Annotated in this window: 25 protein-coding genes and 1 pseudogene; 15 read left to right on the top strand and 11 right to left on the bottom strand. The window is 38.6% G+C overall.

Features of this window, described 5'->3' with window-relative positions:
* The first annotated feature begins 4 nt into the window (after positions 1-4).
* The 14 genes and pseudogenes from ACMHJW_RS00805 (at position 5) to ACMHJW_RS00740 (ending at position 12,285) form a co-directional block, all read left to right on the top strand.
* Positions 5-334, top strand: a complete 330-nt coding sequence (locus ACMHJW_RS00805; protein WP_143884038.1) for a DUF4133 domain-containing protein — start codon at positions 5-7, stop codon at positions 332-334.
* Positions 331-2,721, top strand: a complete 2,391-nt coding sequence (locus ACMHJW_RS00800) for a TraG family conjugative transposon ATPase (protein ID WP_413531596.1) — start codon at positions 331-333, stop codon at positions 2,719-2,721. Before ACMHJW_RS00805 ends, ACMHJW_RS00800 begins: the two co-directional genes overlap by 4 nt.
* A 550-nt stretch (positions 2,722-3,271) precedes the next feature.
* Positions 3,272-5,086 carry a reverse transcriptase domain-containing protein gene (locus ACMHJW_RS00795; RefSeq protein ID WP_413531595.1) on the top strand — a complete coding sequence of 605 codons (1,815 nt, stop codon included), beginning with the start codon at positions 3,272-3,274 and terminating at the stop codon, positions 5,084-5,086.
* Between the two features lie 109 nt (positions 5,087-5,195).
* A pseudogene (locus tag ACMHJW_RS00790) lies at positions 5,196-5,318 on the top strand (conjugal transfer protein TraG); the annotation flags it as partial.
* Between the two features lie 27 nt (positions 5,319-5,345).
* Complete coding sequence (locus tag ACMHJW_RS00785) at positions 5,346-5,978, top strand: DUF4141 domain-containing protein (protein ID WP_143884034.1); 633 nt, start codon at positions 5,346-5,348, stop codon at positions 5,976-5,978.
* Between the two features lie 3 nt (positions 5,979-5,981).
* On the top strand, positions 5,982-6,977 hold the full coding sequence (gene traJ / locus ACMHJW_RS00780) for a conjugative transposon protein TraJ (RefSeq protein ID WP_143884033.1): 996 nt from the start codon (positions 5,982-5,984) through the stop codon (positions 6,975-6,977).
* A gap of 20 nt (positions 6,978-6,997) precedes the next feature.
* On the top strand, positions 6,998-7,621 hold the full coding sequence (traK, locus tag ACMHJW_RS00775; RefSeq protein ID WP_038330852.1) for a conjugative transposon protein TraK: 624 nt from the start codon (positions 6,998-7,000) through the stop codon (positions 7,619-7,621).
* A 10-nt stretch (positions 7,622-7,631) separates the two neighbouring features.
* Positions 7,632-7,919, top strand: coding sequence for a hypothetical protein (locus tag ACMHJW_RS00770; RefSeq protein WP_038330851.1), 288 nt, complete (start codon positions 7,632-7,634; stop codon positions 7,917-7,919).
* Positions 7,906-9,258, top strand: coding sequence for a conjugative transposon protein TraM (gene traM / locus ACMHJW_RS00765; protein ID WP_038330848.1), 1,353 nt, complete (start codon positions 7,906-7,908; stop codon positions 9,256-9,258). Before ACMHJW_RS00770 ends, traM begins: the two co-directional genes overlap by 14 nt.
* 23 nt (positions 9,259-9,281) lie before the next feature.
* A complete protein-coding gene (gene traN / locus ACMHJW_RS00760) occupies positions 9,282-10,184 on the top strand; it encodes a conjugative transposon protein TraN (protein WP_180906348.1) in 903 nt (300 codons plus the stop codon).
* Positions 10,185-10,205: 21 nt separating this feature from the next.
* On the top strand, positions 10,206-10,766 hold the full coding sequence (locus tag ACMHJW_RS00755) for a conjugal transfer protein TraO (RefSeq protein ID WP_038330845.1): 561 nt from the start codon (positions 10,206-10,208) through the stop codon (positions 10,764-10,766).
* An 11-nt stretch (positions 10,767-10,777) separates the two neighbouring features.
* On the top strand, positions 10,778-11,227 hold the full coding sequence (locus ACMHJW_RS00750; protein WP_038330842.1) for a DUF3872 domain-containing protein: 450 nt from the start codon (positions 10,778-10,780) through the stop codon (positions 11,225-11,227).
* Positions 11,228-11,328: 101 nt separating this feature from the next.
* A complete protein-coding gene (locus ACMHJW_RS00745) occupies positions 11,329-11,592 on the top strand; it encodes a hypothetical protein (protein ID WP_038330841.1) in 264 nt (87 codons plus the stop codon).
* A 300-nt stretch (positions 11,593-11,892) separates the two neighbouring features.
* Entirely contained in the window at positions 11,893-12,285 is a 393-nt protein-coding gene (locus ACMHJW_RS00740) for a response regulator transcription factor (RefSeq protein ID WP_143884025.1), read from the top strand.
* Positions 12,286-12,288: 3 nt separating this feature from the next.
* Here the strand turns inward: ACMHJW_RS00740 and ACMHJW_RS00735 are convergent, their stop codons facing one another.
* From ACMHJW_RS00735 to ACMHJW_RS00685, 11 genes are all read right to left on the bottom strand, one after another.
* A complete protein-coding gene (locus ACMHJW_RS00735) occupies positions 12,289-14,631 on the bottom strand; it encodes a DEAD/DEAH box helicase (protein WP_143884024.1) in 2,343 nt (780 codons plus the stop codon).
* The gene (locus tag ACMHJW_RS00730; protein WP_143884023.1) at positions 14,625-15,323 is read right to left on the bottom strand and encodes a hypothetical protein; all 699 of its coding nucleotides are present in this window, start codon (positions 15,321-15,323) and stop codon (positions 14,625-14,627) included. Before ACMHJW_RS00730 ends, ACMHJW_RS00735 begins: the two co-directional genes overlap by 7 nt.
* A gap of 367 nt (positions 15,324-15,690) precedes the next feature.
* The gene (locus ACMHJW_RS00725; protein ID WP_143884020.1) at positions 15,691-16,500 is read right to left on the bottom strand and encodes a PRTRC system ThiF family protein; all 810 of its coding nucleotides are present in this window, start codon (positions 16,498-16,500) and stop codon (positions 15,691-15,693) included.
* A complete protein-coding gene (locus ACMHJW_RS00720) occupies positions 16,497-17,210 on the bottom strand; it encodes a PRTRC system protein B (protein ID WP_143884019.1) in 714 nt (237 codons plus the stop codon). The genes ACMHJW_RS00725 and ACMHJW_RS00720 overlap by 4 nt, the downstream gene beginning before the upstream one ends.
* A gap of 10 nt (positions 17,211-17,220) precedes the next feature.
* Positions 17,221-18,375, bottom strand: a complete 1,155-nt coding sequence (locus ACMHJW_RS00715; protein ID WP_143884018.1) for a hypothetical protein — start codon at positions 18,373-18,375, stop codon at positions 17,221-17,223.
* Positions 18,376-18,392: 17 nt separating this feature from the next.
* The gene (locus ACMHJW_RS00710) at positions 18,393-18,611 is read right to left on the bottom strand and encodes a PRTRC system protein C (protein WP_038330829.1); all 219 of its coding nucleotides are present in this window, start codon (positions 18,609-18,611) and stop codon (positions 18,393-18,395) included.
* Between the two features lie 26 nt (positions 18,612-18,637).
* Positions 18,638-19,237, bottom strand: a complete 600-nt coding sequence (locus ACMHJW_RS00705; RefSeq protein ID WP_143884017.1) for a PRTRC system protein E — start codon at positions 19,235-19,237, stop codon at positions 18,638-18,640.
* 204 nt (positions 19,238-19,441) lie between these two features.
* Entirely contained in the window at positions 19,442-19,930 is a 489-nt protein-coding gene (locus ACMHJW_RS00700) for a hypothetical protein (RefSeq protein ID WP_236688160.1), read from the bottom strand.
* Positions 19,902-20,330: a hypothetical protein gene (locus ACMHJW_RS00695; protein ID WP_143884015.1), complete on the bottom strand. Its 429-nt coding sequence runs from the start codon at positions 20,328-20,330 to the stop codon at positions 19,902-19,904. Before ACMHJW_RS00695 ends, ACMHJW_RS00700 begins: the two co-directional genes overlap by 29 nt.
* Before the next feature lie 54 nt (positions 20,331-20,384).
* On the bottom strand, positions 20,385-21,458 hold the full coding sequence (locus tag ACMHJW_RS00690; protein WP_143884014.1) for a DUF932 domain-containing protein: 1,074 nt from the start codon (positions 21,456-21,458) through the stop codon (positions 20,385-20,387).
* A 45-nt stretch (positions 21,459-21,503) separates the two neighbouring features.
* Complete coding sequence (locus ACMHJW_RS00685; RefSeq protein WP_143884013.1) at positions 21,504-21,893, bottom strand: single-stranded DNA-binding protein; 390 nt, start codon at positions 21,891-21,893, stop codon at positions 21,504-21,506.
* A 755-nt stretch (positions 21,894-22,648) separates the two neighbouring features.
* Here ACMHJW_RS00685 and ACMHJW_RS00680 point away from each other — a divergent pair.
* Positions 22,649-24,118: a recombinase family protein gene (locus ACMHJW_RS00680; RefSeq protein WP_052217447.1), complete on the top strand. Its 1,470-nt coding sequence runs from the start codon at positions 22,649-22,651 to the stop codon at positions 24,116-24,118.
* Positions 24,119-24,366 lie beyond the last annotated feature (248 nt).

Raw genomic sequence — 24,366 nt, 5'->3', positions numbered from 1 at the left:
CCTTATGAATTACAATATCAACAAAGGCATCGGAAGAACGGTAGAATTTAAGGGATTGAAAGCACAGTACCTTTTCATCTTCGTAGGTGGATTGCTCGGTACCTTAATCTTCGTGATGATAATGTATATGGCAGGTGTAAATTCTTACATCTGTCTATTACTCGGAACCGGAGGTGCTTCACTCATCGTATGGCAGACTTTTTCACTGAACAGGAAATATGGCGAACACGGACTGATGAAGTTGGGAGCCATAAAAAGGCATCCTCGCTACATAATCTGTCGCAAGCCTGTACACAGGTATTTAAGATTCACTCCTAAACCCAAAACCGTATGAGAAATGTAGCTAAGACAGCCACATTGGAAAACAAATTTCCTTTGCTAGCAATAGAGAACAACTGCATTCTTTCTAAAGATGCAGACATTACCGCCTGTTTTGAAGTACGGTTGCCAGAACTGTTTACCGTTGCGTCGGCAGAATACGAGGCTATCCATTCCGCTTGGCACAAGGCAATCAAAACCTTGCCAGACTTTACAGTCATTCATAAACAGGATTGGTACATCAAAGAAAACTACGCTCCCGATCTGGCACAGGAAGACCAAAGTTTTCTGTCAAAATCCTACCAACGTCATTTTAACGAGCGACCATTCCTAAACCATTATTGCTATCTGTTTCTAACCAAGACGACCAAGAATAGAATGCATATGCAAAGTAATTTCAGTTCGCTTTGTAAGGGTACGCTTATTCCAAAGGAAATCAATAAAGAAACGATACACCGATTTATGGAAGTGGTGGCTCAGTTTGAGCGTATTGTGAACGATAGCGGCTTTATAAGCCTGCGACGTTTGACTGAAGACGATATCATTGGTACGGACGAAACACAGGGATTGCTGGAACAATACCTAACGCTGTCAAGAGAAAACGGAACGGCAATGCAGGATATAGCACTCAGTGCTGAAGAAGTCCGTATTGGAAACAAAAGGTTGTCCCTGCATACCTTGTCCGATACAGACGACCTGCCTGCAACCGTTTCGGCGGATACCCGATTTGAAAAACTTTCCACTGATCGAAGCGACTGTCGTTTATCCTTCGCTGCACCTGTGGGATTATTGTTGAGCTGTAACCACATCTACAACCAATACCTGTTTTTAGATAATAGCGAAGATAACCTGCAAAAGTTTGAGAAGTCAGCAAGGAATATGCACTCACTGGCTCGGTACAGCCGTGCCAACCAAATCAACAAAGAATGGATTGAAAAGTACCTGAACGAAGCCCATTCCTTCGGACTTTCTTCAGTTCGTTCACACTTCAACATTATGGCTTGGTCGGAAGATCCTGTGGAACTCAAACAATTGAAAAACGATTGCGGTAGTGCATTAGCATTAATGGAATGCAAGCCACGCCACAATACAACTGATGTAGCTACCCTGTATTGGGCAGGAATGCCAGGCAATGCAGGTGATTTTCCGAGCGAGGAAAGTTTTTACACTTTTATTGAGCCAGCCTTATGTTTCTTTACCGAAGAAACCAATTATCACAATTCACCATCGCCATTTGGTATCAAGATGGCTGACAGGCTTACAGGAAAACCTATTCATTTGGATATTTCGGATTTGCCAATGAAGCGTGGCATTATCACGAACCGGAACAAGTTTATTCTTGGTCCGTCAGGTTCTGGTAAATCTTTTTTTACCAATCACATGGTTAGGCAATACTACGAGCAAGGTGCTCACGTACTGCTGGTAGATACAGGTAACTCCTATCAGGGGTTGTGCGAATTAATCAAAGGAAAGACTAAAGGCGAAGACGGTGTTTACTTCACTTATACCGAAGATAACCCGATTGCCTTTAATCCATTTTACACCGATGATGGTGTGTTCGACATTGAAAAGCGTGAGAGTATCAAGACTTTGATACTCACGCTTTGGAAACGTGACGATGAACCGCCTACAAGGTCAGAGGAAGTTGCTCTTTCCAATGCGGTTTCAGGTTATATCGACCGAATAAAAAGCGAGGGCTTTTTCCCATCGTTCAATGGCTTTTACGAATATGTGAAAGGAGATTACCGCAAGGTACTCGAAGAAAAACAGGTTCGTGAAAAAGACTTTGATATAGCCAATTTCCTCAATGTTTTAGAACCTTATTATAAAGGTGGCGAGTATGACTATCTGCTGAACTCGGACAAGCAGTTAGACCTTTTATCCAAACGCTTTATCGTGTTTGAAATTGATGCGATTAAAGACCACAAAATCCTCTTTCCAATAGTTACCATTATCATTATGGAGGTATTCATCAACAAGATGCGAAGACTGAAAGGTATTCGCAAACTGATACTGATTGAGGAGGCTTGGAAAGCAATCGCAAAGGAAGGAATGGCTGAATACATAAAGTATCTCTTTAAAACGGTTAGAAAGTTTTTTGGCGAAGCCATAGTCGTAACACAGGAGGTAGATGATATTATCCAATCTCCGATTGTGAAAGAGAGTATCATCAACAATTCCGATTGCAAAATCCTGCTCGACCAGCGTAAGTATATGAACAAGTTTGATGATATACAAGCAATGCTGGGGCTTACGGATAAAGAAAAAGCACAGGTACTTTCCATCAATATGAATAACGATGCCAGTCGCTTGTACAAGGAAGTTTGGATTGGATTGGGCGGAACACACTCGGCAGTGTACGCAACGGAAGTAAGCCTTGAGGAATATTTGGTGCGCCCATAAGGGCATATAGTGAATGTGGTTTGGCAACCACTGGGCAAGTGTTTATAACGCCCATCAACAGCCGACTTATCCGAACGGGAAACCCGACGGGGAGTGTAGCATGTCGGAAAAGCCATAAGTCAACTAATTGTCGTGTTGCGACTGAATGGCGAGTTGAAAAGTTAGATATAAGGATGAAGTCTTGATTGATTGAACGACAGTCCGAACGGTCAGTTCTTAGGCAGTGACGGAAGACAGTTACCAACGTCACTTTGTGGTAATATCCTAATGACAGGTAGTAGTGATAGCATAAACAGACCACAACGTAACTGCAATAAGCAGAAAAGGGCGAACATCGCATCCGACAATCTAACGTGCCAATAGTTGCTATATGTCTAAATGGGGATTGCCTAAGTCGGAATGCCACAGGCGTGGCTATGGAAAAAGCTCCTGAATATCCGATACGGCAACGGAGTCTCCGTAGTAGTCCGAGCAGGGGAAAGCCCTGTACATGGCGAAGGGAGACAGTCAATTTAGTTTAATACGATTAACGGAAAATGTGAGAGACATTATGAGAAATCCAGAAAAAGTATTGAACAGTCTAATAAGGCACAGCGGAAACACGGACTATAAGTTCGAAAGGCTATACAAGGTTCTGTTCAATGAAGAGATGTACTTTATCGCCTATCAGAAAATCTACAGTAAAGTAGGCAATATGACGGCAGGAGTTGATGGAAAGACCATCGACGGAATGAGTATATCCCGCATTGAAAGGCTGATTGCATCGTTGCGAAACGAGACCTATCAGCCAAACCCATCCAAGAGGACATACATTCCGAAAAAGAACGGGAAGAAACGTCCGCTTGGTATACCATCTTTTGATGACAAATTAGTGCAGGAGGTTATCAGAATGATATTGGAAGCAATTTATGAGGGTAGCTTTGAGCATACTTCACATGGGTTCCGACCCAATAGAAGCTGTCACACAGCCCTATTAAGCGTCCAACAGTCATTCACTGCTGTACGGTGGTTCATCGAGGGCGATATAAAAGGCTTCTTCGACAATATCAATCACGAAATATTGATTGGTATCCTAAAGGAGCGTATCGCTGACGACAGGTTCATTCGGTTGATACGAAAGTTCCTCAATGCAGGGTATATTGAAGATTGGGTGTACCACAAAACATACAGTGGCACACCGCAAGGTGGGATTGTAAGCCCCATCCTTGCCAACATTTACCTTGATAAACTCGATAAATATGTCAAGGATTATATCAAGGACTTCGATAAGGGTAAAAGAACTACGGCAACACGCCAGTACAGGCTACACGAACAGAGACGATACCGCTTGGCCAAGAAACTCAAATGTGAGACAGACGAAACTGTCAGAGAGCAGATGATTAAGGACATCAAAGAGTTGAGACAGGAAAGAAACAAATATCCAGCTTATGACAAGATGGATGGCAGTTTCAGAAAGTTAAAATACGTTAGGTATGCGGACGATTTTCTTATCGGGGTCATAGGTAGCAAAGAAGACTGCAAAAAGATAAAGGAAGACATCAAGGTTTACCTTGATGAAAAACTGAAACTTGAACTGTCTGATGAAAAAACCTTGGTGACTAATGCTAAGAAACCAGCCAAATTCTTAGGCTTTGATGTCTCCGTGCGAAACTCCGATGAATCCAAGAGAGATAAGCACGGTAGAACCGTAAGATGTTTCGGAGATAAGATTGTACTCCGTGTCACAGTAGACGTGATGAAGAAAAAGCTACTGAGCTATAATGCCATGAAACTGGTAAATAAAAAAGGCACAGAAGTTTGGAAACCACGCTCACGCTATTACATGAAAGACTTGGATGACTTAGAAATCATCAGTCAGTACAACGCTGAAATACGGGGCTTTTACAATTATTACTCAATTGCCAACAACAGCTCGTTTGTCCAGTCATTTTCTTACATCTTGGAGTACAGTATGTACAAAACGTATGCACTGAAATACCAAACTTCAATCAGTCAGGAAAAGACTAAAAGATGTATCAACGGAGTATTTTCCATTCCCTACAAAAACAGGAAAGGAGATATAATGTACAGACGCTTTTACAAAGAGGGTTTCAAACGCCAAAAAGCTGCCCGTGGTGCTTACGTGGATAGTTTACCTGTCACAGTTACCATTACAGGAGGAAGAAACAGCCTTATAACAAGGTTGCAAAACCAGAAATGCGAATTATGCGGTGCCAACGAGAAATTGGAAATGCACCATATACGCAAATTGAAAGACCTGAAAGGTAAGCAAGACTGGGAAAAACGAATGAGTGCAAGGAGAAGAAAAACATTGGCAGTATGCTCAAAATGCCACGATAAGATACACGCAGGCAAGTTAGACTGAATAAATTGATGGAGAGCCGTATACCTGGAGACAGGTACGTACGGTTCGGGGGAGAGTTCTTGGAAACCTACCATAGTCAATATGGCAAGGCGCCGGGTCCTTATCCTACGCTTACACGACAGAAGAAACCGAAAAAATGGAAGTGATGCAGCTCGCTTCCGAACTGGGCGGTAACGTGGAACTCGCAATTAAGCATATCGCTATGCAAAGGCGCGACAACTTAAATCAATAGTAATTAACAATCAAAAATTTCAAGACAATGAAAAAAATATTTTTAATGATGCTCACGGCAATCATGTTTGTCGTAGCACCGTCAGCAAAAGCTCAATTTGTCGTGACTGACCCCGCAAATTTAGCATCAGGTATCCTCAACAGTGCGAACGAAATTGTACAGACTTCCTCTACGGTAAGCAATGTCGTAAAGAACTTCAAAGAGGTTGAAAAAGTGTACAAACAAGGCAAGGAATACTACGATAAACTGCAAGCTATCAACAACCTTGTAAAAGATGCACGTAAGGTGCAACAAACAGTTTTACTGGTGGGCGATGTGTCCGAAATGTATGTGACCAATTTCGGTAAGATGATGAACGATCCGAATTTCAAACCAAATGAATTAGTAGCCATTGGTAACGGGTATTCAGCACTGCTGAATGAAAGTACTGAACTGCTAAAGGAATTGAAACAGATCATCAGTGCATCAAGTCTTTCACTGAATGACAAAGAGCGTATGGATATTATTGATCGTGTGTACAAAGAAGTAAAAGAATACCACAGCCTTGTACGCTATTACACCAATAAGAACATATCAGTAAGTTACCTGAGAGCAAAAAAGAAAAATGATGCTAAAAGAGTGCTTGATCTGTACGGAACTTCTAACCAAAAATACTGGTAAATTATGGAATGGGATAATCTTCACGAACTTCTGCGTTCGCTATACGATGATATGATGCCTCTTGCAGGTGATATGGCTGCGGTTGCGAAAGGTTTGGCAGGATTGGGAGCTTTGTTCTATGTAGCATTAAAGGTTTGGCAGGCTTTAAGTCGTGCCGAACCTATTGATGTTTTCCCATTACTTCGCCCATTTGCCTTAGGACTCTGTATTATGTTTTTCCCAACTATTGTGTTGGGAACCATTAATGCGGTATTAAGTCCTGTTGTAACAGGAACCCATCAAATACTCGAAGACCAGGTACTTGATCTGAACAAGCTACAACAGCAGAAAGACCAATTGGAATATGAAGCAATGGTCAGAAACCCCGAAACAGCCTATATGGTATCGGACGAAGAGTTTGATAAAAAGCTGGAGGAACTGGGTTGGTCGCCATCGGATATTGGAACAATGGCAGGAATGTATATGGACAGACAAGCTTACAAGATCGAAAAAGCTATCAAAGATTGGTTTCGTAACCTACTTGAAATACTATTCCAAGCTGCGGCTTTAGTCATCGATACTATCCGAACGTTCTTCCTGATTGTTTTAAGCATTCTTGGTCCAATTGCTTTTGCCATCTCCGTATGGGACGGTTTTCAGTCCACGCTCACACAATGGATCACCAGGTATGTCAGTGTATATCTCTGGCTTCCCGTTTCGGATTTGTTCAGCTCTATGCTGGCAAGAATACAATCCCTCATATTAGAACGGGATATAGCTATGCTAGCAGACCCAACTTATATACCCGATACGAGCAATACAGTGTACATCATTTTTATGATTATCGGCATTATCGGATACTTCACTATACCAACAGTTACAGGATGGGTAATCCAAGCCGGAGGTGCAGGAAACTTTACACGCAACGTAAACCAAGCAGCTATGAAAACTGGAAATATTGCAGGTGCAGGAGCTGGTTCAGCAGCAGGAAATATCGGTGGAAAATTAATGGGAAAATAAAATAATTAAATCAGTTAACAATGGAATTTAAAACTTTAAGAAATATAGAAAACAGCTTTAGGCAGATACGTTTGTATGCCATAGTATTTGCAGTTCTCTGTATTGGTATTGTAGGATATGCCGTATGGAAATCCTACAGCTTTGCCGATGAGCAACGTCAAAAAATCTATGTACTGGATAACGGTAAATCCTTAATGCTTGCCCTGTCGCAAGATGCCAATATTAATCGACCTGTTGAGGCTCGGGAACACGTTAGGCGTTTTCATGAACTGTTCTTTACGCTGGCTCCCGACAAGAATGCCATTGAAAGTAATATGAGCAGGGCTTTCAATCTTGCCGATAAATCAGCCTTTGATTATTACAAAGACCTTTCTGAAAAAGGGTATTACAGCCGTATTATTTCGGGTAATGTACAGCAACGCATAGAGGTAGATAGTGTAGTGTGCAACTTTGACAATTATCCTTATGCGGTGCGTACCTACGCAAAGCAGTTCATCATTAGGTCAAGTAATGTAACACGTCGTAACCTGGTTACTTCCTGCTATCTCGTAAACTCCGTTCGTTCCGACAACAATCCCCAAGGTTTTAACATCGAAAAATTTGCGGTGGTAGAGAACAAGGATATAGAGGTCATCGAACGTTAAAACAGGATATATGAAAAAATTCAAGGAAAATATGGACAGGTTTTTTGACAAGCTGGACAACAGTTGGAGGGCTTTACCATTGAGGAAGCAACACCTATACACGCTGTACTTCTTTATTGGTTATCTACTGCTTACTGTAGGCGTTGTTACCAAAGTATGGTACGATACAAGCAATTCAAAAAACGATATACAGATAGAGCATATTGAAAACCCTGTCCTTAAAAAGAACGAAAGTCCTGCAAGGTTACAGGACACATTATCAACAATTTTAAAAAATCAGATTTATGAAAGAAAATGAGAACAAAAAGTCGGTTGTTCGGGTAACGGAGGGTAACCCGAAAGAAACCGCCGATGTACTGCAAAACGGTAAGGAGAATAAAACGGAAAAGCTCAAAAAGCCTTTGATTTTTGGTTTGATGGGTATTGTTTTCGTGGGTTGTATGTATTTAATTTTTAAACCGTCGGAAGACAAAAAGGAAATCGAAAACATCGGGCTAAACGATGACGTGCCACAGGCTACCGGAGCAGGAATGCCTGCCGACAAAGGCAAGGCGTATGAACTTGAAATGTTGGAACGCAAAGAACAGGAGAAGCGTAATGGTTTAGCAACGCTTTCAGATTATTGGAACACCGATGACAAGAAAGAGCCTGTGGATGAATTTACCGAAGATGATGATGAAAGCACCGGCTATGGAGGTGGTAGTAGAAATTCGGGAAGAAACAGTAATCCTGCATTGAACAGCTATCGAAATGCACAAAGTACATTGGGTAATTTCTATCAGGACAACAATTCTGAAACAATGGAACTTCGCAAGCAATTGGACGAGTTGAAAGAACAACTAGCTGATAGAGATCTGCCAAAGCCTACAACTGTAGATGACCAGATTGCATTGATGGAAAAATCCTATCAGATGGCGGCAAAATATCTCCCGACAAATACGAATACCAACACCGCAGAACAACCTGTACCTGCAACAAATAGTACCACTTCAGTGGCTTCGGGTGAGAATAAAAAAGAACATTTTGTATCATTTACTGCTGCAAGGAAGAATACCGTATCCGCCTTGTATCGTGAGCCTACAGATAGTGAGTTTTTGGAAAATTGGAGCGAAACCCGAAACAGAGGGTTTTATACAGCAAGTACTACCGAACAAATGGTACAACCCAAAAACAGTATCAAAGCCTGTGTACACGATGCACAAACAGTGGTTGGCGAAACCGGTGTTCGTTTACGATTATTAGAACCTGCAAAAACACCAAGCCGTACTATTCCACAGGGAACCATTGTAACAGCTAATGCCAAATTTCAAGGAGGACGTTTACAGCTTAAAATTACCTCTGTTGAACTGGAGGGCAATATCATTCCGGTTGATATCACCATCTATGATCTGGACGGACAGCAAGGTCTGTATGTTCCGTATTCTCCTGAAATGAATGCTCTTACCGAAATGGCGGGCAATATGAGTCAGACAGGTGGAACCAGTCTGATGCTTACCCAGAATGCAGGACAACAGGTAGCTGCAGATTTAAGCCGTGGCGTGGTGCAGGGAGTTTCGGGCTATTTCGCCAAGAAAGTACGCACTCCAAAAGTTACACTAAAAGCAGGGCATCAGGTCTTTCTTGTATCAAAGCAATAATGTTAAACTCAAATATTAAAAAAATGAAAAATATTTTTAAAACCTTTTGGGCAGTTGCCCTGACTATCGGCTTTGCCGTAACCTCCTTTGCACAGGATAGTGTACCTGTAAAAACACCTCTTGAATTGGGCAGAATTGAGCCATATCGTATGGAAGTAACTTACGATAAAACATCGCACCTGATTTTCCCGACTGCCATTCGTTATGTGGATTTGGGAAGCGAATACCTGATTGCCGGAAAAGCCGAAAATGCAGAAAACGTATTGCGTGTAAAAGCATCAGTTCGGAATTTTGAAGCCGAAACCAACTTTTCCGTAATTACCAATGATGGTCGCTTTTACTCTTTCAATGTGTATTACAGTTCTTACCCCGAAGCGTTGAGCTACGACCTGCTAACAATGCAAAAAGCAGTAGATAAAGCCAATGGAAACGATGTGTTGTTTGAAGAATTGGGGAACAATTCTCCGTCTTTGGCTGGTTTGTTATTGGAAACCATTTACAAGAAAGATAAGCGTATTGTAAAGCACATCGGGGCAAAGAGCTTCGGTATTCAGTTTATCTTGAAAGGTATCTATATCCACAACGGGAAATACTATTTCCATACGGAATTGAGAAACAAGAGCAACGTACCTTTTAATATTGATTTTATCAACTTCAAGGTGGTAGATAAAAAGGTAGCCAAACGTACCGTATTACAGGAACGACCTATGATACCGCTTCGAACTTACAAGCCTTTGGAAGACGGAATAAACGGACAATCTACCGAGCAAAATGTTTTTTTGTTAGACCAATTTACCATTGCCAACGATAAGGTGTTGCTGATTGAAATCTTTGAGAAAAACGGCGGACGACACCAAATGCTTCAGGTAGAAAATTCGGACTTAATCAAAGCCCGTGTAATCAATGATATCCACCTGAAATTTTAATAACCTTTTAAAGTAATTACAATGAAAAAATATATCTACACCGTGATGTTGCTCTTTATGGCCATCACGGTAACACAGGCACAAAGAATGTTACCCAAACAAAAAGGTTTGGAAATAAGTACAGGTATTTTATCTGATGATAAAATCGGTAACGATTATTACATCAGTCTGGGTATGACCGTAAACGGTAAAAACGGAAATTATCAGATATGGGCTTTGGAATACACACATCAATACCACAATTACAAATCGCTTCAAATACCGCAGGAAACCTACACGGCTGAAGGTGGTTACAGTTTCTTTTTATTGGGCGATGCCCGTAAGAATATCACACTCAATGCAGGGATAACAGGTGTTGTTGGTTACGAAAATATCAACCGTGGAGAAACAATGTTGTACGATGGTGCGAAAATAGTTAGCGAGGACAATTTCATCTACGGTGCCAGTGGTCGGCTGACCTTTGAAACGTACCTGTCTGACAGATTTGTATTGGTTTTACAAGGGCATACAAAAGTGTTATGGGGTACAGATTTGCGACAATTCCGACCTTCCGCAGGTGCGGGATTAAGATTTAACTTTTAATACGTAAAATTATGATAGCAATATTTAATAAATTCAGAATAGGATTACTGCCGTTATATTTAATGCTGGCAATCCTGACAGCTTCGGTTTCTTTGGTATCTTGTAGTAAAGATGACGAACTCGAAATACAGAACGATTTTCCTTTTGAGGTCAATGTAATGCCAGTTCCTAAAGAGATTGCCAATGGAAATACCGTTGAGATCCGCATTACCATACAGCGTACAGGAAATTACAGCAACACACAATATTTCCTACGCTACTTCCAATTCGACGGACAAGGCTCGTTGAGGTATTACGATGAACCACCATATCTACCCAACGATTTGTATCCTTTGGCATCGGAACAATTTCGCTTGTATTATACTTCAACGTCATCCGTATCGCAGTCTTTTGATGTGTGGATTTCGGATAGCTTCGGGAATGAAAAGCAAATAAGTTTTCAGTTTAACAGTAATGATTAGAAGTAAAAAGAAATCCTGCCACAAAGCAGGGTTTTCTTTTTTGATGTAGATTGAGGGTGATTTTTTGTAAATTTAAAAGGTAGAATTAAATACATTGGGATATGGTTTCATCGTTAGTTATTTCAATAATATTCTTGGTTGCAGGCTTAGGATTACGGTATTGGCTTAACCGTCGAAAGTTTTACAGACGTGGTCCTATGGGAGCAGAAGGATTTTCCTCATACGAAAGTTCGGTATTCATTAAATTAATTGAAAGGATCGGCAAATGGTTAGCCTATGCATTAATTATCTTTGGGCTATTGTCATTGTGGGTTTATTCGAGGGAGAAAAAGGAAGTAAAAACAGAGCAATCAAATCAAAAATAATTTCTAATTACATTTTTAGGAGAATCGGATATCTAAAAGGTTATCCGATTTTTTGTTTTTTAAAAGAGATAATGATTGATAAGGATTACAATTATAGAGAGTATGCTAATCAATTAAAACGACTTTAGTATATTTACTTAGTAAAATAAGACAACAAGACAATAAGTAGGAACGCTCACGCTAGGCGTGGGCGCTCGCTTATTCGTTGTCGGGTATACCAGTGCCTCAGTATCGATAAGTTGTAGTTGCCTACGCTTCTTTTTTGTGCAGGCAATCCATTAATTTGATACGAGAATAAATATGGAAACTGGTACATCACAACAAAAAATCACCCTTGCTTTTATCGATGGCAAAAGCCCAATTTTGGATCTGATTTACAACGAACTCATAGCTTCAGGAATTGAAGTGTTGTTTAGATCGGAAAGTATTAAAGATGGATTAATTCAATTATCTGATTTAAAATCTATACCAAAGGTTTGTATTATTGACATTGATTTTTACGACAAGAATATACTGGAACAGCTACAGAAATTGAGATCAAAATATCCATCGATTAAGCTACTTGCTCATAGTGATATTGACGATGAGCAAGTAGGCAAGGCTCTTTTGGATATTGGTTTTTCAAATTATCTAATTCTTGGTAGTGACGTAGATAATTTTAAAAAAGCCATTGACAAGGCTGTCAATGGCTAGGATTTATAGATATCTTTCAATTAATTTAAAATTGTCAAAATTTTCAGTGTATTCATCTATATTTTTCTTAAAGACGATTTCTGTTTCATCTATTTTTTCAACATATTCGATAAGTTCTTCAATTTCATCAAAACTAAATCCGTATTTAATTAACCATATTTCAGTCTCATTATTAGTACCGTATTTTATATAATTGCTTAAAACTTGTGCTCTAATATCATTAGTTTTTTGAAAATATAATATAAAGGCACTTGACAAAGGATCTTTAAGGGATAATGACAACACTTTGTCTATATAATCATAGGTATCATATATTATCTTGTCAAAATCAATATCAACTATATTGGTATCTCTTGGAAATAATGAAACTGGTCGTTTAAAGGTCTTATTTGGCAAAGGTTCTGCGATGCAAGAAAACCTAACTTTTTTCTTTGATAATAATAGTCTAAATTCTCTAGAAGTTATCTCTTTTTTTAATAATTGTCTTCTCAATGCCCTCCTATAATCTTTTTCTGACAAAAAAGCATGTCGTAATGAAATAATTTCAGCAAACGATTTACCTTGAATTTGCCAGAGTAAAATTGGAATAGACGTACTGAGAACATTTTTTTCTCCATTTGATAACTCAGTACGTCTAAGATGTGCTTTATATATATTTTCAAACGATATTTTAATTTTTTTTCTTTGATCATCTTCTAGTCTATAATATTCCTTTACAGTTAACGGTTGTGATTGCTTATTTAGAAATTTATCTAAGATAAAAACTATTTCGTCATCAAGGTTTGCACCTGATATCCGTTTAATCTGGCTCTCAGTAAGCTGTAAATCAACATTAAAGGTGTCATTTTTAATTGCGTCAACAATATCTATAAAATCTTCATTGTTGGGATCTGTTGTGTCATCTAAATTAGATGTAGTTGTTAACTTCGACTCTTTATTTAGCCTTTCTATAAAGAGCTTTTTGTTTTTTTTCTCTATCACTACGTAACCGAAGTCAAAACAATCATTTTCAGTTGTTGTCCGTCCAGCTCTACCAATCAAATTTTTTAGATTAAGAGTTTTTTGATCTTCGTTTCCAGTAAATGTGAAATTATTGATCCAGACTATATCGAAAGGCATATTAATGCCTTGAATTAAAGTTGATGTTGAAAAGCAAATTTTTGCATGATGTCCATTAACGAAATCTTCGATTATTAAACGAGCTTTAAGCGGTATTGAACCATGATGGATAACAATTCCTCGTTTCATTAAATAAATTAATACAGAGTTTTTTTCTCGGTCATCTTTTGTTCCCAAAAACTCTTCAAGTTTACTGATATAAGATAAACCTTTTTCATCTGAAATTTCAGGACACAATTCAATATACTCGGCAAAAGTTTCAATAAAACTCCCATCATATATTTTTGATTTAGATATATAAATTAAAGCTGTACCATTATTTTGAATGATCTCTTTAACAATATTATTATCTATACCTCTTCCTTTTATTCTATCGTCGAAAGGCGAAAAGTATTTAAAACCATTATCAAAATGCTCAATGTATATTTTTCCGACAGTCTTTTGATTGTATGTTTCTGAATCTGTGTTGTTTGTAATGTCATGTTTTTTGAATTGAGCATCTGGGTTGAGTACAAATGGATGAGTAAAAATTTTTTTAACATTTTTTAGCTTTTTATCAATTCTCCTAACCAAAGAATCAAATTTCATTCCTCTAATTCCTTCTTCTGAAATCTGAGCCTCGTCCAATAATATTAGTTCTAAATTTAGATTATCTATATTCCTGAAAATCTCTTCACCCCGTTCAGGAGTAATAATATAAATTCTGTTTTTTGTGCGCTTAGTGTTGACAATTTCAATGAATTGAAGTACTAATGTTTCCTTAGAAACTAATTTTTTAACTTTTATTAAGTATTCTGAAAGTAATGCTCGTGATGGCAAAATAATAATTATATCTCCCTTGGATTCTTTTATCAGTTCTTGAAATAGAAAAGATTTCCCTGCACTTGTTGGAGCAGAAAACGAAAAATTGGTGTATTTCTTTATTGAATTATACGCATCGGCTTGAACAGGTGTAAAATTATGCCCTGTTTCTTCAATTATTGATTCAGCATATACATTATATATTGTTTCGATGAACGAATTAGGTGTGCTTGTTTTGTAAAACAGTCCCATAAGAAACATTAATTTCCCTTCATATTTTTTAAAATCTTCTGGTATATATTTTTTTAAATACGATAAAGATTCTAAATGACTGTTGCTGACAGGTCCATATTTATGAAAGTCAAAAAGAATTTCTTTAATAGTTTGTTCATCAACCTTCTGCTGAAATAAAATGTTACTTAACATAATTCTACCGCGATTAAATATAATTCTTTGTGTTTAATTATCTCTTTAATTGGTTTAGAATCAAGAGCATTATTCAATATCGTGATAATACTAGCACTATTGAAAGAAAATGCCGCGGCATATCCCTTTTCATCATTAATGATGTTGTTTTTTGTAGTTTCGTCTAAAAATGGTTGTAACCAAAGTAATTCTCCATTATCTCTATCATTAATAAAATTATTTATTTGTACTAATGCTTCAGGTCTTGGAGTATCATTTGTGCTAAACTTTGCTTCTCCAAATATTAAATAATTAGCAGAACTAATGCTGTGAAAGTCAAAACCAGGATTACCAGATATTTTTTCTTTCAATAGTTCGGCTAGAGGTATTTTTTTATGTAGGAATTTAACTTCCAACGCGTGTTGTGCTGAGTATGAAACAATATATTCGCCAATATCCGTATTCACAGTAGTTGAAACTTTTGCAATTATTTCATTAACTATCTTGTTAATAGTTTTTTCAGCATTTGCTTTAAAAACTTTCTTGGAAATTTCATCCAAATTATTTATCCAACTCGTATCAGAAATATTAGTTTCTATTTCTTTAATGATAGGCTTAAAATCATCAATTTTTATATGAATGCAGTTAATATTGCATTCAGAACCAATTGGGAGTTTACTAAGTATTTTATTATCAATATGGTTAATATTCATTAGTGGTTCTGATTTATAATTACTTATTTTTGGTCAAATAGAAATTCAATAACGAATCTTGCTACAAATAACAAACTTACTGAATTAAAGCAATGTTTAAACAACTAGCAAACAAAAATCTATCCTAACCAAGCGACGTTCTTTTGCTTCTTTTCTTTGGTCGATGCGTGGAAAGAAAAGAAGTCATATCATAAACGACAAAAAGGGATAACGAATATCCCTGCAAAACAGATCGCAACCTGTTTGATGAAATGTGACGTGAGGACGGTTCGTAGCCTTACATTTTGGCAAAGTGGTTGTTCCGCTTAGATGCAAAAAGACTGCCCCGACCTTCGGGAGGGAGTGTCTTTTTGCCGCCCGATTTCGGCTATCGGGCGACTAATATTGGTTGTGAGCGAAAATCTTTCAGATTGACAAAAAAGCCTCTATATTCCGTCAATCCATTACGAAATAAACCCCATAACAAAGAACTGCCCATTTGAGCCAATGACGAATTGATATACAAATCCTGTTTTTCCAATGCTTCAGCTAAACTGCAACTTGGTGTGTCGTCTTGCTGTTCGGACTGCTTCAGCAAATCGCCAAATTCTTCTGTAACCATTGGCAGATTAGAAACGGTTTCGTATCTGTCGGAATTGGGTTGTTTTATATCTCCTATGGTTGATAACAATACTTGTCCAGTATGTTGGCTGTTTCCATAATCCAACCAATACTTTGGTTTATGGTGGTAATGCTTTCCGTTGTCCAAAGCTTTCAATATTTCGGCAATACCAAATCTTGCTTTTACACTATCTACACAGGTAATAAAGATTGTAGCCAGTGCGTTTTCGGGAACTTTTCCGAAACTATCCTTTTCAAACCTTTGCGTTTCGGCTTTCCAGTTTGTACCTGTAAAGCGGTTGGCTCGGTTGATGAGAGCAACGGATTTATATAGCCCAACCTCACACTCTGCAAAACGCTGTCTACCCAAATTTGCTTCTGTGATAACATCATCATCCCAAAGACGAACGGACAATCCTGCGTGTCCTAAAGCTATTAAACTGTGGTTCATTTCCATTAAGGCGGTCAAAACCTTTGAGCCTGTGCCACCTGCACCGATAAGGTTTATGGATATGGGATTGGTAGCGTTTATCAAACTATTGTCCGTAAAATGGACTGTTATTTTTTCGTTGTTCATCGCAATATGTCTTTTAAGGTTAGATTATTTTTTGTCAATACTTCCATTGGAAAGGCTTCACCTGTGGCAATTAAATTTTCCCAAAGGCTTACGCAATTTCCATTTATCGGGTTATGACCGTGCATTAAATGACTGAAATAGCTGTTAAAGAAAAAACCTTCCCATTTGTTTATAAATTCTTCCAATGAAGCGGTTTTCTTTATGCGTACATCAACTGTACCCATACATACATTGCCGTCCTCATACACGTTAAAAAAAGGAGCATTGTACAGCTTTGTTTTTATTGTAGGTCTTCTGCTATTTGGTAAGGCAAAAACGGCTAAACCGTTTCGGTTTGCTACCCACAACATGGGCGGTACATTGGCTTTGCCTTTAAGTATGCCCAGACTTTCTACAAAATACATTTCCCTTTGTGTGGCTTTGGTAAACCATACTAATTTGTTTGCATTAGGCTCAAAGTATAAAACCTCATTGCTTAATATTCCCTGCGGTTTCAATAACGGTTCTTTTTCCTCTTTGGCGGTCTTCAAAGCCTTAGCCAGTTGGTTAGCTTCCTTTACGGTCAAAGGGTGTGCATTAATAGGCATACCGTTTTTATCCATATCAAAATGCTCTACATAAGTATCGTTACCCTTTCCGGTAGTCTGATAAAATACCAATGCCGATTTTGGATAGTACAATGTTCCGAAATCCTGTGTTATATCGTTCATAGCTTTGTTTTTAAAAATTATTCAAAATGTATGTCAATTCATTTATCATCGGTAGCAAACGGTTTTCAAAATCCAAAGTATTGGCGGTTATATCACTTCCGTCAAACCGTTTGATAATAATGGGTTCTTCCATCTGTCCGTATTCCTGTAATTCGCTATTTACAGATTCTACCACATTATCCATAAGCCAGCCTGTACCGTCTGCACAGAATGAAACATACTTCTCCATTGAAATGATATTTTCCATGTCTTCTTCATTGGCTTCGCCATTTGGTCGGGCATTGCGGAATACGTTTGTATTAGGGTACTGCTGATAAATGGCATAGGCTTCCTGTGCTACTTTAAAGCAATCAGCATCAATCTTATCTTTCGATTTAAAACGGTTTAACCGTTCTTTAAAGAGCCTTAAATTAGCTTCGTTGTAAATTTTCTGTTCCATACGGTCGCCAATCCATTCTGCTTGTGCAAATTCGCTGAGGTAGGCTTCTGTATCTTCTCCGTAATCATCTTCGGTTACCCAATCTTTGTGCATTTCATACATCCAGTACAGGTAACTACTTTCCTGTCTGTAGTATGGAATGTCGGCAATGTGGTACAAATAACTGCAAACTGACAAAAACAGTTGAGCGGTATGTTTTCGCTTTGGGTCTTTCAACCAACGAAATAAGGGTATTACAGGAATGTAATACAGGGTTGCACCAGTATTATATCTTTCCTCGCTTGTAAAAAACACTTTCTTGCTATCCTGTATCAGTCTGATTTCTTCCCAATCCGTTATTTTAAGTTTTAGCTGTTCTTCGGTGTCTTTTAAAGCCAATGCGATATTGTAGGGGTAGCCGTAAGATTGCGTTGATTTCGGAATGATACCGTAATGCTCTGCCAATTGAGAAAGGGAACTATAAAAATCCCTTTCCATTTTAGCATTATCCCTGCAAGCCTGTACGGTTTCTGTTTCGTTCAGTCTTGGGAGAAACGAAGTCCTTAAAAAACCATTGGCAACATGGCTACTGGTACGGACTGCTGTTTGTCCTTTTGGATTTCGTTTGCGTCTTTCGGTCGTTGCATCCAGTTTGCAAACTCGCTCAACTGACGGTGCAATTGCTTTTGCTTGGGTTCTTGGGGCATTTGGAATGTTCCCGATACGGTATGTCGTTGCATAAGTCATTGTTTTACTGTTTTAGTTTAACCTTTTGTTCCCATTGCACTTTCAAAGCGGTACTGTACGGTATCGTCCTTGATTTGTGGTGCTGATACTTTTGCGGTAGTCAGAATGGGGTATGTATTGGAATAAAAATTCATTACTGCCTGTACACTCCATTGCGGTTCGGGGTCGTTGAGTTTGATTTCCTGCCCCTTATCATTCAATATAAAAACTCGTTGTAATTGCGTTGCTAATAACATAACATTTGATTTTAGGGTTAATACTTTTATTCTTCTTCTCCTGCTTCATCAATCGGGTAATCGTCTGTAACTACTGCCGATTGTATCGGTTCGGGTGCTTCTTCCGTAGTACCGAAAAGGCTCGGTGTGGCAAACTTGTCCGATAGTGAAGTTTTGCGTTTGCGTATGGCTTCTGCATAGTCGGGAAAATCGACAGGGTTCGGCACTTTCATCCACGCTTCACGGAATTTGCCCTCTTTTTCCAGTTCGTCTGCCTTTGCCATAGCTTCTTTATACTTCTTGTCCCTGGCTTCCTTTTCTTTCTTCTCCTTATCGGCTTTTTCCTTTTCCATTGCCGATTGTTTTTTGACTTCCTCCATTTGTTTTAAGAACTTTTCCATATCCACCATCAAACCCGAAACGGTCTGTACTGGTGCGGTTATCTGTTCAAAAAATCCCTCATCAAACTCCTGTGCGGTAGCATTGAATGTAAGGGGCGGAATAAGGTTTTTTGCACTATCCCCGCATTGTTCATTGTTAAGCATAACCGATACGATTAGCTTGGTTTCTGCTCCCTTTGAAATGTTCAGTTGCAATACTCCTGTAAAGTCCAACTGCTGTATCTGATTGAAAAAATTTGTGTTCATCGTTCTAATTTTTTTGTTTATCCTCTAATCGTTTTTTCTTAGCTGTCAGTTTATTGAACATATCTGTCCAGTAGGCGTTCTGTCTCTTGTCGAACTCTGAAAAACTTTCGTCCTCGTGTCTGTAACCAGTGAACCGCTTGCTAATCTTTATGGCTTCATCAAGGTCAGTGACTTCGATAGAGCATCCGTTTAAATCCGTTACTTTCATAGCAATGATAATTTGCGTTCCAAAAGCGTTTCCAGTATTTCGCAATCACTTTCATAAGTTTCCCCCTCAAAATGGTAAGTGTCTGTATCTTCATCAAAATCATACGCTTCTATGTCTTCATCGCTCAAACATACATCGTCCAGTATGCCGTTTTGATAGGTTGCTCTACCATATATCCCGTTTCCCATTTCCTCATAATCCTGTACAAAATCAACTTGGTATCGGTCTGCTATGCTCCGCAGTATCTCGGAGTTAGGCGACCATTTGGTTTCGTACTGAAAATTTCCTTCATCGCCCTCGTTCCAGTAGATATTGAAGAAATACCCACCGTTCGTACTGTCTGAAAAGTCGGGCAATTGCCCTTCTTCGGCTTGCTCTTCCTTTTCCTTTAAGATTTGGAAAAGTTGTTGTATCTGTGTGATTGCTTCGGGTTTTCCCTCGAACACAACCGTATTACTACACCAGTTCGCCATTGCTGTTATCATTTAAGGTTATTTCAATCATTTTTTGTTCTCCGAAAAGCAGGTGTATAGCCTGTTTTAGTTGGTGGTTACATTCGGGTTTTTCCGCATATTCTATCAAGCTATTTGAAACAAATATGGCATTGTAACCGTCAAAAAGTTGGTCAGAAAATACTCTTGGGTTTCGCTGTAACATCACGTTGTACTGCTTTAAAATTCTTTCGGTATTCTCTACAAGACCAAACCAAAAATTGGCTGTAATAAGGGTTTTATCTGCCCATATACTCCGCATATATTCCTCGTGTTTTCTGAAACGCTCGGTTTCCTGCTGTATAAAAAGGCTTATTTCCTTAAGGTTTTTGGAAAACAGTTTTGCCAGTATATATCCCTTTTCCACATTGTTCATTTCTTCTAATGCTTTCATTGTAATGCTTTTTAAAGGCTACCACCGTTTGTAAGGCGGTAGCCTGTCGTTTAATTAATTGAGTTGAAAAACGTCTGCACCGACTTTCTGAAAAGAGGTACATAATTCAAATGCTTTCTGTGATTTCAGTTGAGCAGTACCACCCATTACAATACTCTGTAATTTGGCTTCGTTGTCTTTGTAATTTCTTACGTTCTGATAGTAGCCTGTTACCGCATTGTATGCTCCGAACAATGTACCTTTGGTGGTTTCCATTTGTTGGGTATCGCTTATCATTGCATAAGCAAAAGCATCTTCAACAACGTTTTTGAATACGGTGGAAACTTCATCTTCCGCACCTTTTTTCAGCAGTTCCAATGTTTCCTTATTTGGGCAAAGTGCCAATTGGATTAGCTTTTTAACTTCTTGGTCTGATACCTTGACTTTCGTCCACTCATTGAAAATCCCTTCTAACTGGTCGCTGAACTGGTTAGCAAGTCCCATAACTTTATGTGCGTTGTCTAAACGTTGTTTTGCTCCTGCGGTGTGCTTGATGCGTACCACATTGCTCATATTGCGTAAAGAAGCATTTAAGGTATTTTGGCAAACAATTCGGATAGGTGTAAAAGCGGCTGTAATACTTCCGCTACCGTCATGCGAAGTGGTTAGAAAAATGTATTTTTCTGTCACATCATCGCCATTGCCCACACGGATATAACTCGGCAATTTGGCTGTAATAAAAATGCGTTCACCGTTGCCCAAAGCTCCTGCGGTTTCGTATAAAATGCCGTCCGTACCGCCTACAATACTGTCAAAGAATGAAAAAGCATCTCTGTTTTGTACGATATGGTAGTCTTTACCCACAACACCCACAACCGCATTGTTATCGGTGCGTATGTTGGCGAAATAATTAGGTACTTCCAGTTCGCTATTTCCAATCTCGATACCGTTAGCAGTTTCTATAATGCCTGAGCTTTTTGTAAAGAGTGGAGATTTTACCACTTCATAATCTAACCCTGCGTGTCTGATTGCTTGTTCGCTTGTTGGGTAATCCTGTACGATTTTCCCCAAACCGTGCCACGCTTTTTCCTTTACGCTAAAGAATGAGTAACGTCCTGTCTTGCTGTTGAAATTGATATTATGTGCCATGCTGTTGAAATTTTAAAAGTTTGAAAAATGAGTATTTGATAGCTGTTAAAATGGTAGGTCATCTTCGGTTTGCTCCGCCTTAACCTTACCTTTGTTATTGTCAGTAGCCTGTGTGGTTTCTGTTTTCCTGCTACCTCCGTGCAGTTTGATTTGCGAGGTATGAAAATTCAGTCCTGCTTTTGGTTCTCCGTCATTTCCTGTCCACGCTCTTATACTTACTCTGCCTGTCAGTTCTACCAGTGTGCCTTTTGTGAGTAGTCTGGCTACTTTGGGAGTTATCCAGTACGAGCAGTCGAAATAGGTTGTTTGCTCTATGCGTTCGCCCTGCTTGTTTTTGTAGCTGTCGTTTGTTGCTACTGAAAAGTTTACTACTTGTTTGTCCTGTGACGTTGTGCGTACTTCCGCATCCCTTGTCAGTCTTCCTGTGATGTTCATGATTTTCGATTTTTACGTTGTTAAATTCCTGTTTGATTTTTTTTGATTTGATTTTATTCGGCAATGAGAGGAGGTGCTTGTTTTCGTTTCACTTTTTCCATTTCCAATGCTGATATTTTTCATTTCTGACATTTTTTTTATTCGTGTAAAGAGCCGGAGTATGCTTTGTTTCGTTTCACGAGCATAAAAGGTTAGTGTTTAGCAGCAGCAAGGTTTTGTCAAAAAAATACGACCCGCATGGGTGGAGATTATTTTGCAAACCCAAAGGGCACGACCTTGCTGTTGCGTTATGAACACTGAAATACCTTTGCTCTTGAAATGGGACAAAACCAGCATACCGGCTCTTGGATAAAAAACAATGTGGAAGCCAGTGGAAAAGGCATTGGATAATGACCCGATGCGTGTAGAAAACACGCAGCCATCGAAGCTGAATTTTACAACACTTTAGTGTTCAATCAGTAGCTTATTATTTGCTATCTCATTCGGTCGCCAATAATATATGGTCAAATACTGCCTTTAAAAGACAAAGACTACATCTTTGGGCTTTCGCTTTAAAATCATACATAATTTCAAAATCCATATTTTCTAATAGGGTTGGTTATGAGAGATAATTCACAAAAAACTAAGGTTACCGCTGAAAAACTTAAGAAAGTTCTGAAAGGTGATAAGACGGAAATGTCAAATGAAGATGCTACGAGAATGCTTCAGTTTTTAAGAAAACTAGCACAGATCGCTGTAAAAAAATATTTGGAAAGATGAGAGTAAGCAGAGAGCCCATTGCAGACATTTATGTACGTGTAAGCACAGATGAACAGGCCGATAAAGGTTACTCGCAACGTAACCAGGAAGAAATGCTACGCAAATACTGTGAAAGCCATTCCATAGAAATACGTCATGTCATATACGAAGACCATTCTGCCAAAACCTTTAATAGGCCTGAATGGAAAAAATTGATAGCTAATCTGAAGAAAAACAAGAATCGTATCGATCTTATTCTATTTACCAAATGGGACCGTTTTAGCCGTAATGCAGGCGATGCATACCAAATGATAAATCAACTCCGAGATCTCAATGTAGAACCACAGGCAATTGAGCAACCATTGGATCTATCAATACCAGAAAACAAAATGATGCTGGCATTTTACCTTGCAGCTCCAGAAGTTGAAAATGACAGGCGGGCATTAAACGTATTTTATGGTATGCGACGGGCGAAGAAAGAAGGAAGGTATATGGGGCTGGCTCCGGTTGGTTATAAGAACAAGATTGATGAGGCCGGAACTAAATACATTACACCAAAGGAACCAGATGCTTCCACCTTACGGTGGTCGTTTGAGCAATTAGCAAAAGGAACATACAACACCGAACAAATTTGGAAGAAAGCAAAGGAAAAAGGTCTAAAATGCAGCAAGAACGCTTTTTGGCAAGTAATAAGAAATCCACTTTATTGCGGAAAAATATTTATACCCACATTTAAAAATGAAGAGAGTTATTTTGTGCAAGGGCAACATGAAGCGATATTAAGTGAAGAGCTATTTGAACAAGTGCAGGACATTTTGGATGGTAGAGGTAGAAAATACCGCTTAAAGATTGAAACTCGTAATGAATTCCCACTACGAGGATTTCTGATCTGTCCAGAATGTGGAAAATTATTAACAGCAAGCCGTTCCAAAGGCAGAAACAAATATTACAATTATTATCATTGCTATAAAGGATGTTCTATGCGAATCGGTGCGGAACAATTAACTGAATTACTTGAAAATGAGCTAAGACGTTATGTACCTTCAAAAGAAGTATTAGAAGTCTACAGAGATATTTTAGTAGAGAGCTATTTAGAACAGACCAGGGACATTCAAACTTCAAAAAAACAAATTTCTGTACAACTGAAGGATTTAGAAAAGAGGGTATCGCATATCAGGGACTTGTTGGCCACTGACAAGATTGATGCTTCGGAATATCATGAGATAAAGAACCAATACAGTACGTCAATTGACCAGCTAAATAAAAAGTTTCAGGAAGTTTGTGGGCGAATACCAGATATAGACGAGCTGTTGAAAAATGACATTGCAGAATTTCTCAAGCTCGATAAGGTTTTGGAACAAAGCAGCAGTGAAGACTTCAGGGGATTTTTAAGCCTGATCTTTCCAGAAAAGTTGCTATTCGATGGGATATCGTTTTCAAAATCAAAATTCTGCACCGCTGTACAAATAGGTTATAGTTATATCTGATTATCCCAACTATAAAAATTACTGTAGAAAAAGCACCTATCAAAAATGCCCAAGTTGGGCATTTTTTTTTGGTTTATTCCGTACAGGATTGCATGAGATTTATCGCTGACAATCCTGAAAATCATTTTTAAATAAAACGGCTATTTTATACCAATATTCCTGAAAAGTAAGGGATTAGATGATATTGTTTTAGTAATTTAGTGCCAATGAAAGCCAACGAGTGCCATTAAGACAAAAGATACTGTTTA

Source organism: Empedobacter brevis (genome assembly GCF_965118635.1).
In the GTDB taxonomy this organism is placed as follows: domain Bacteria; phylum Bacteroidota; class Bacteroidia; order Flavobacteriales; family Weeksellaceae; genus Empedobacter; species Empedobacter brevis_A.
The sequence above is the reverse complement of the archived record's forward strand: the minus strand, read 5'-3'. Positions and strand labels throughout refer to the sequence as shown.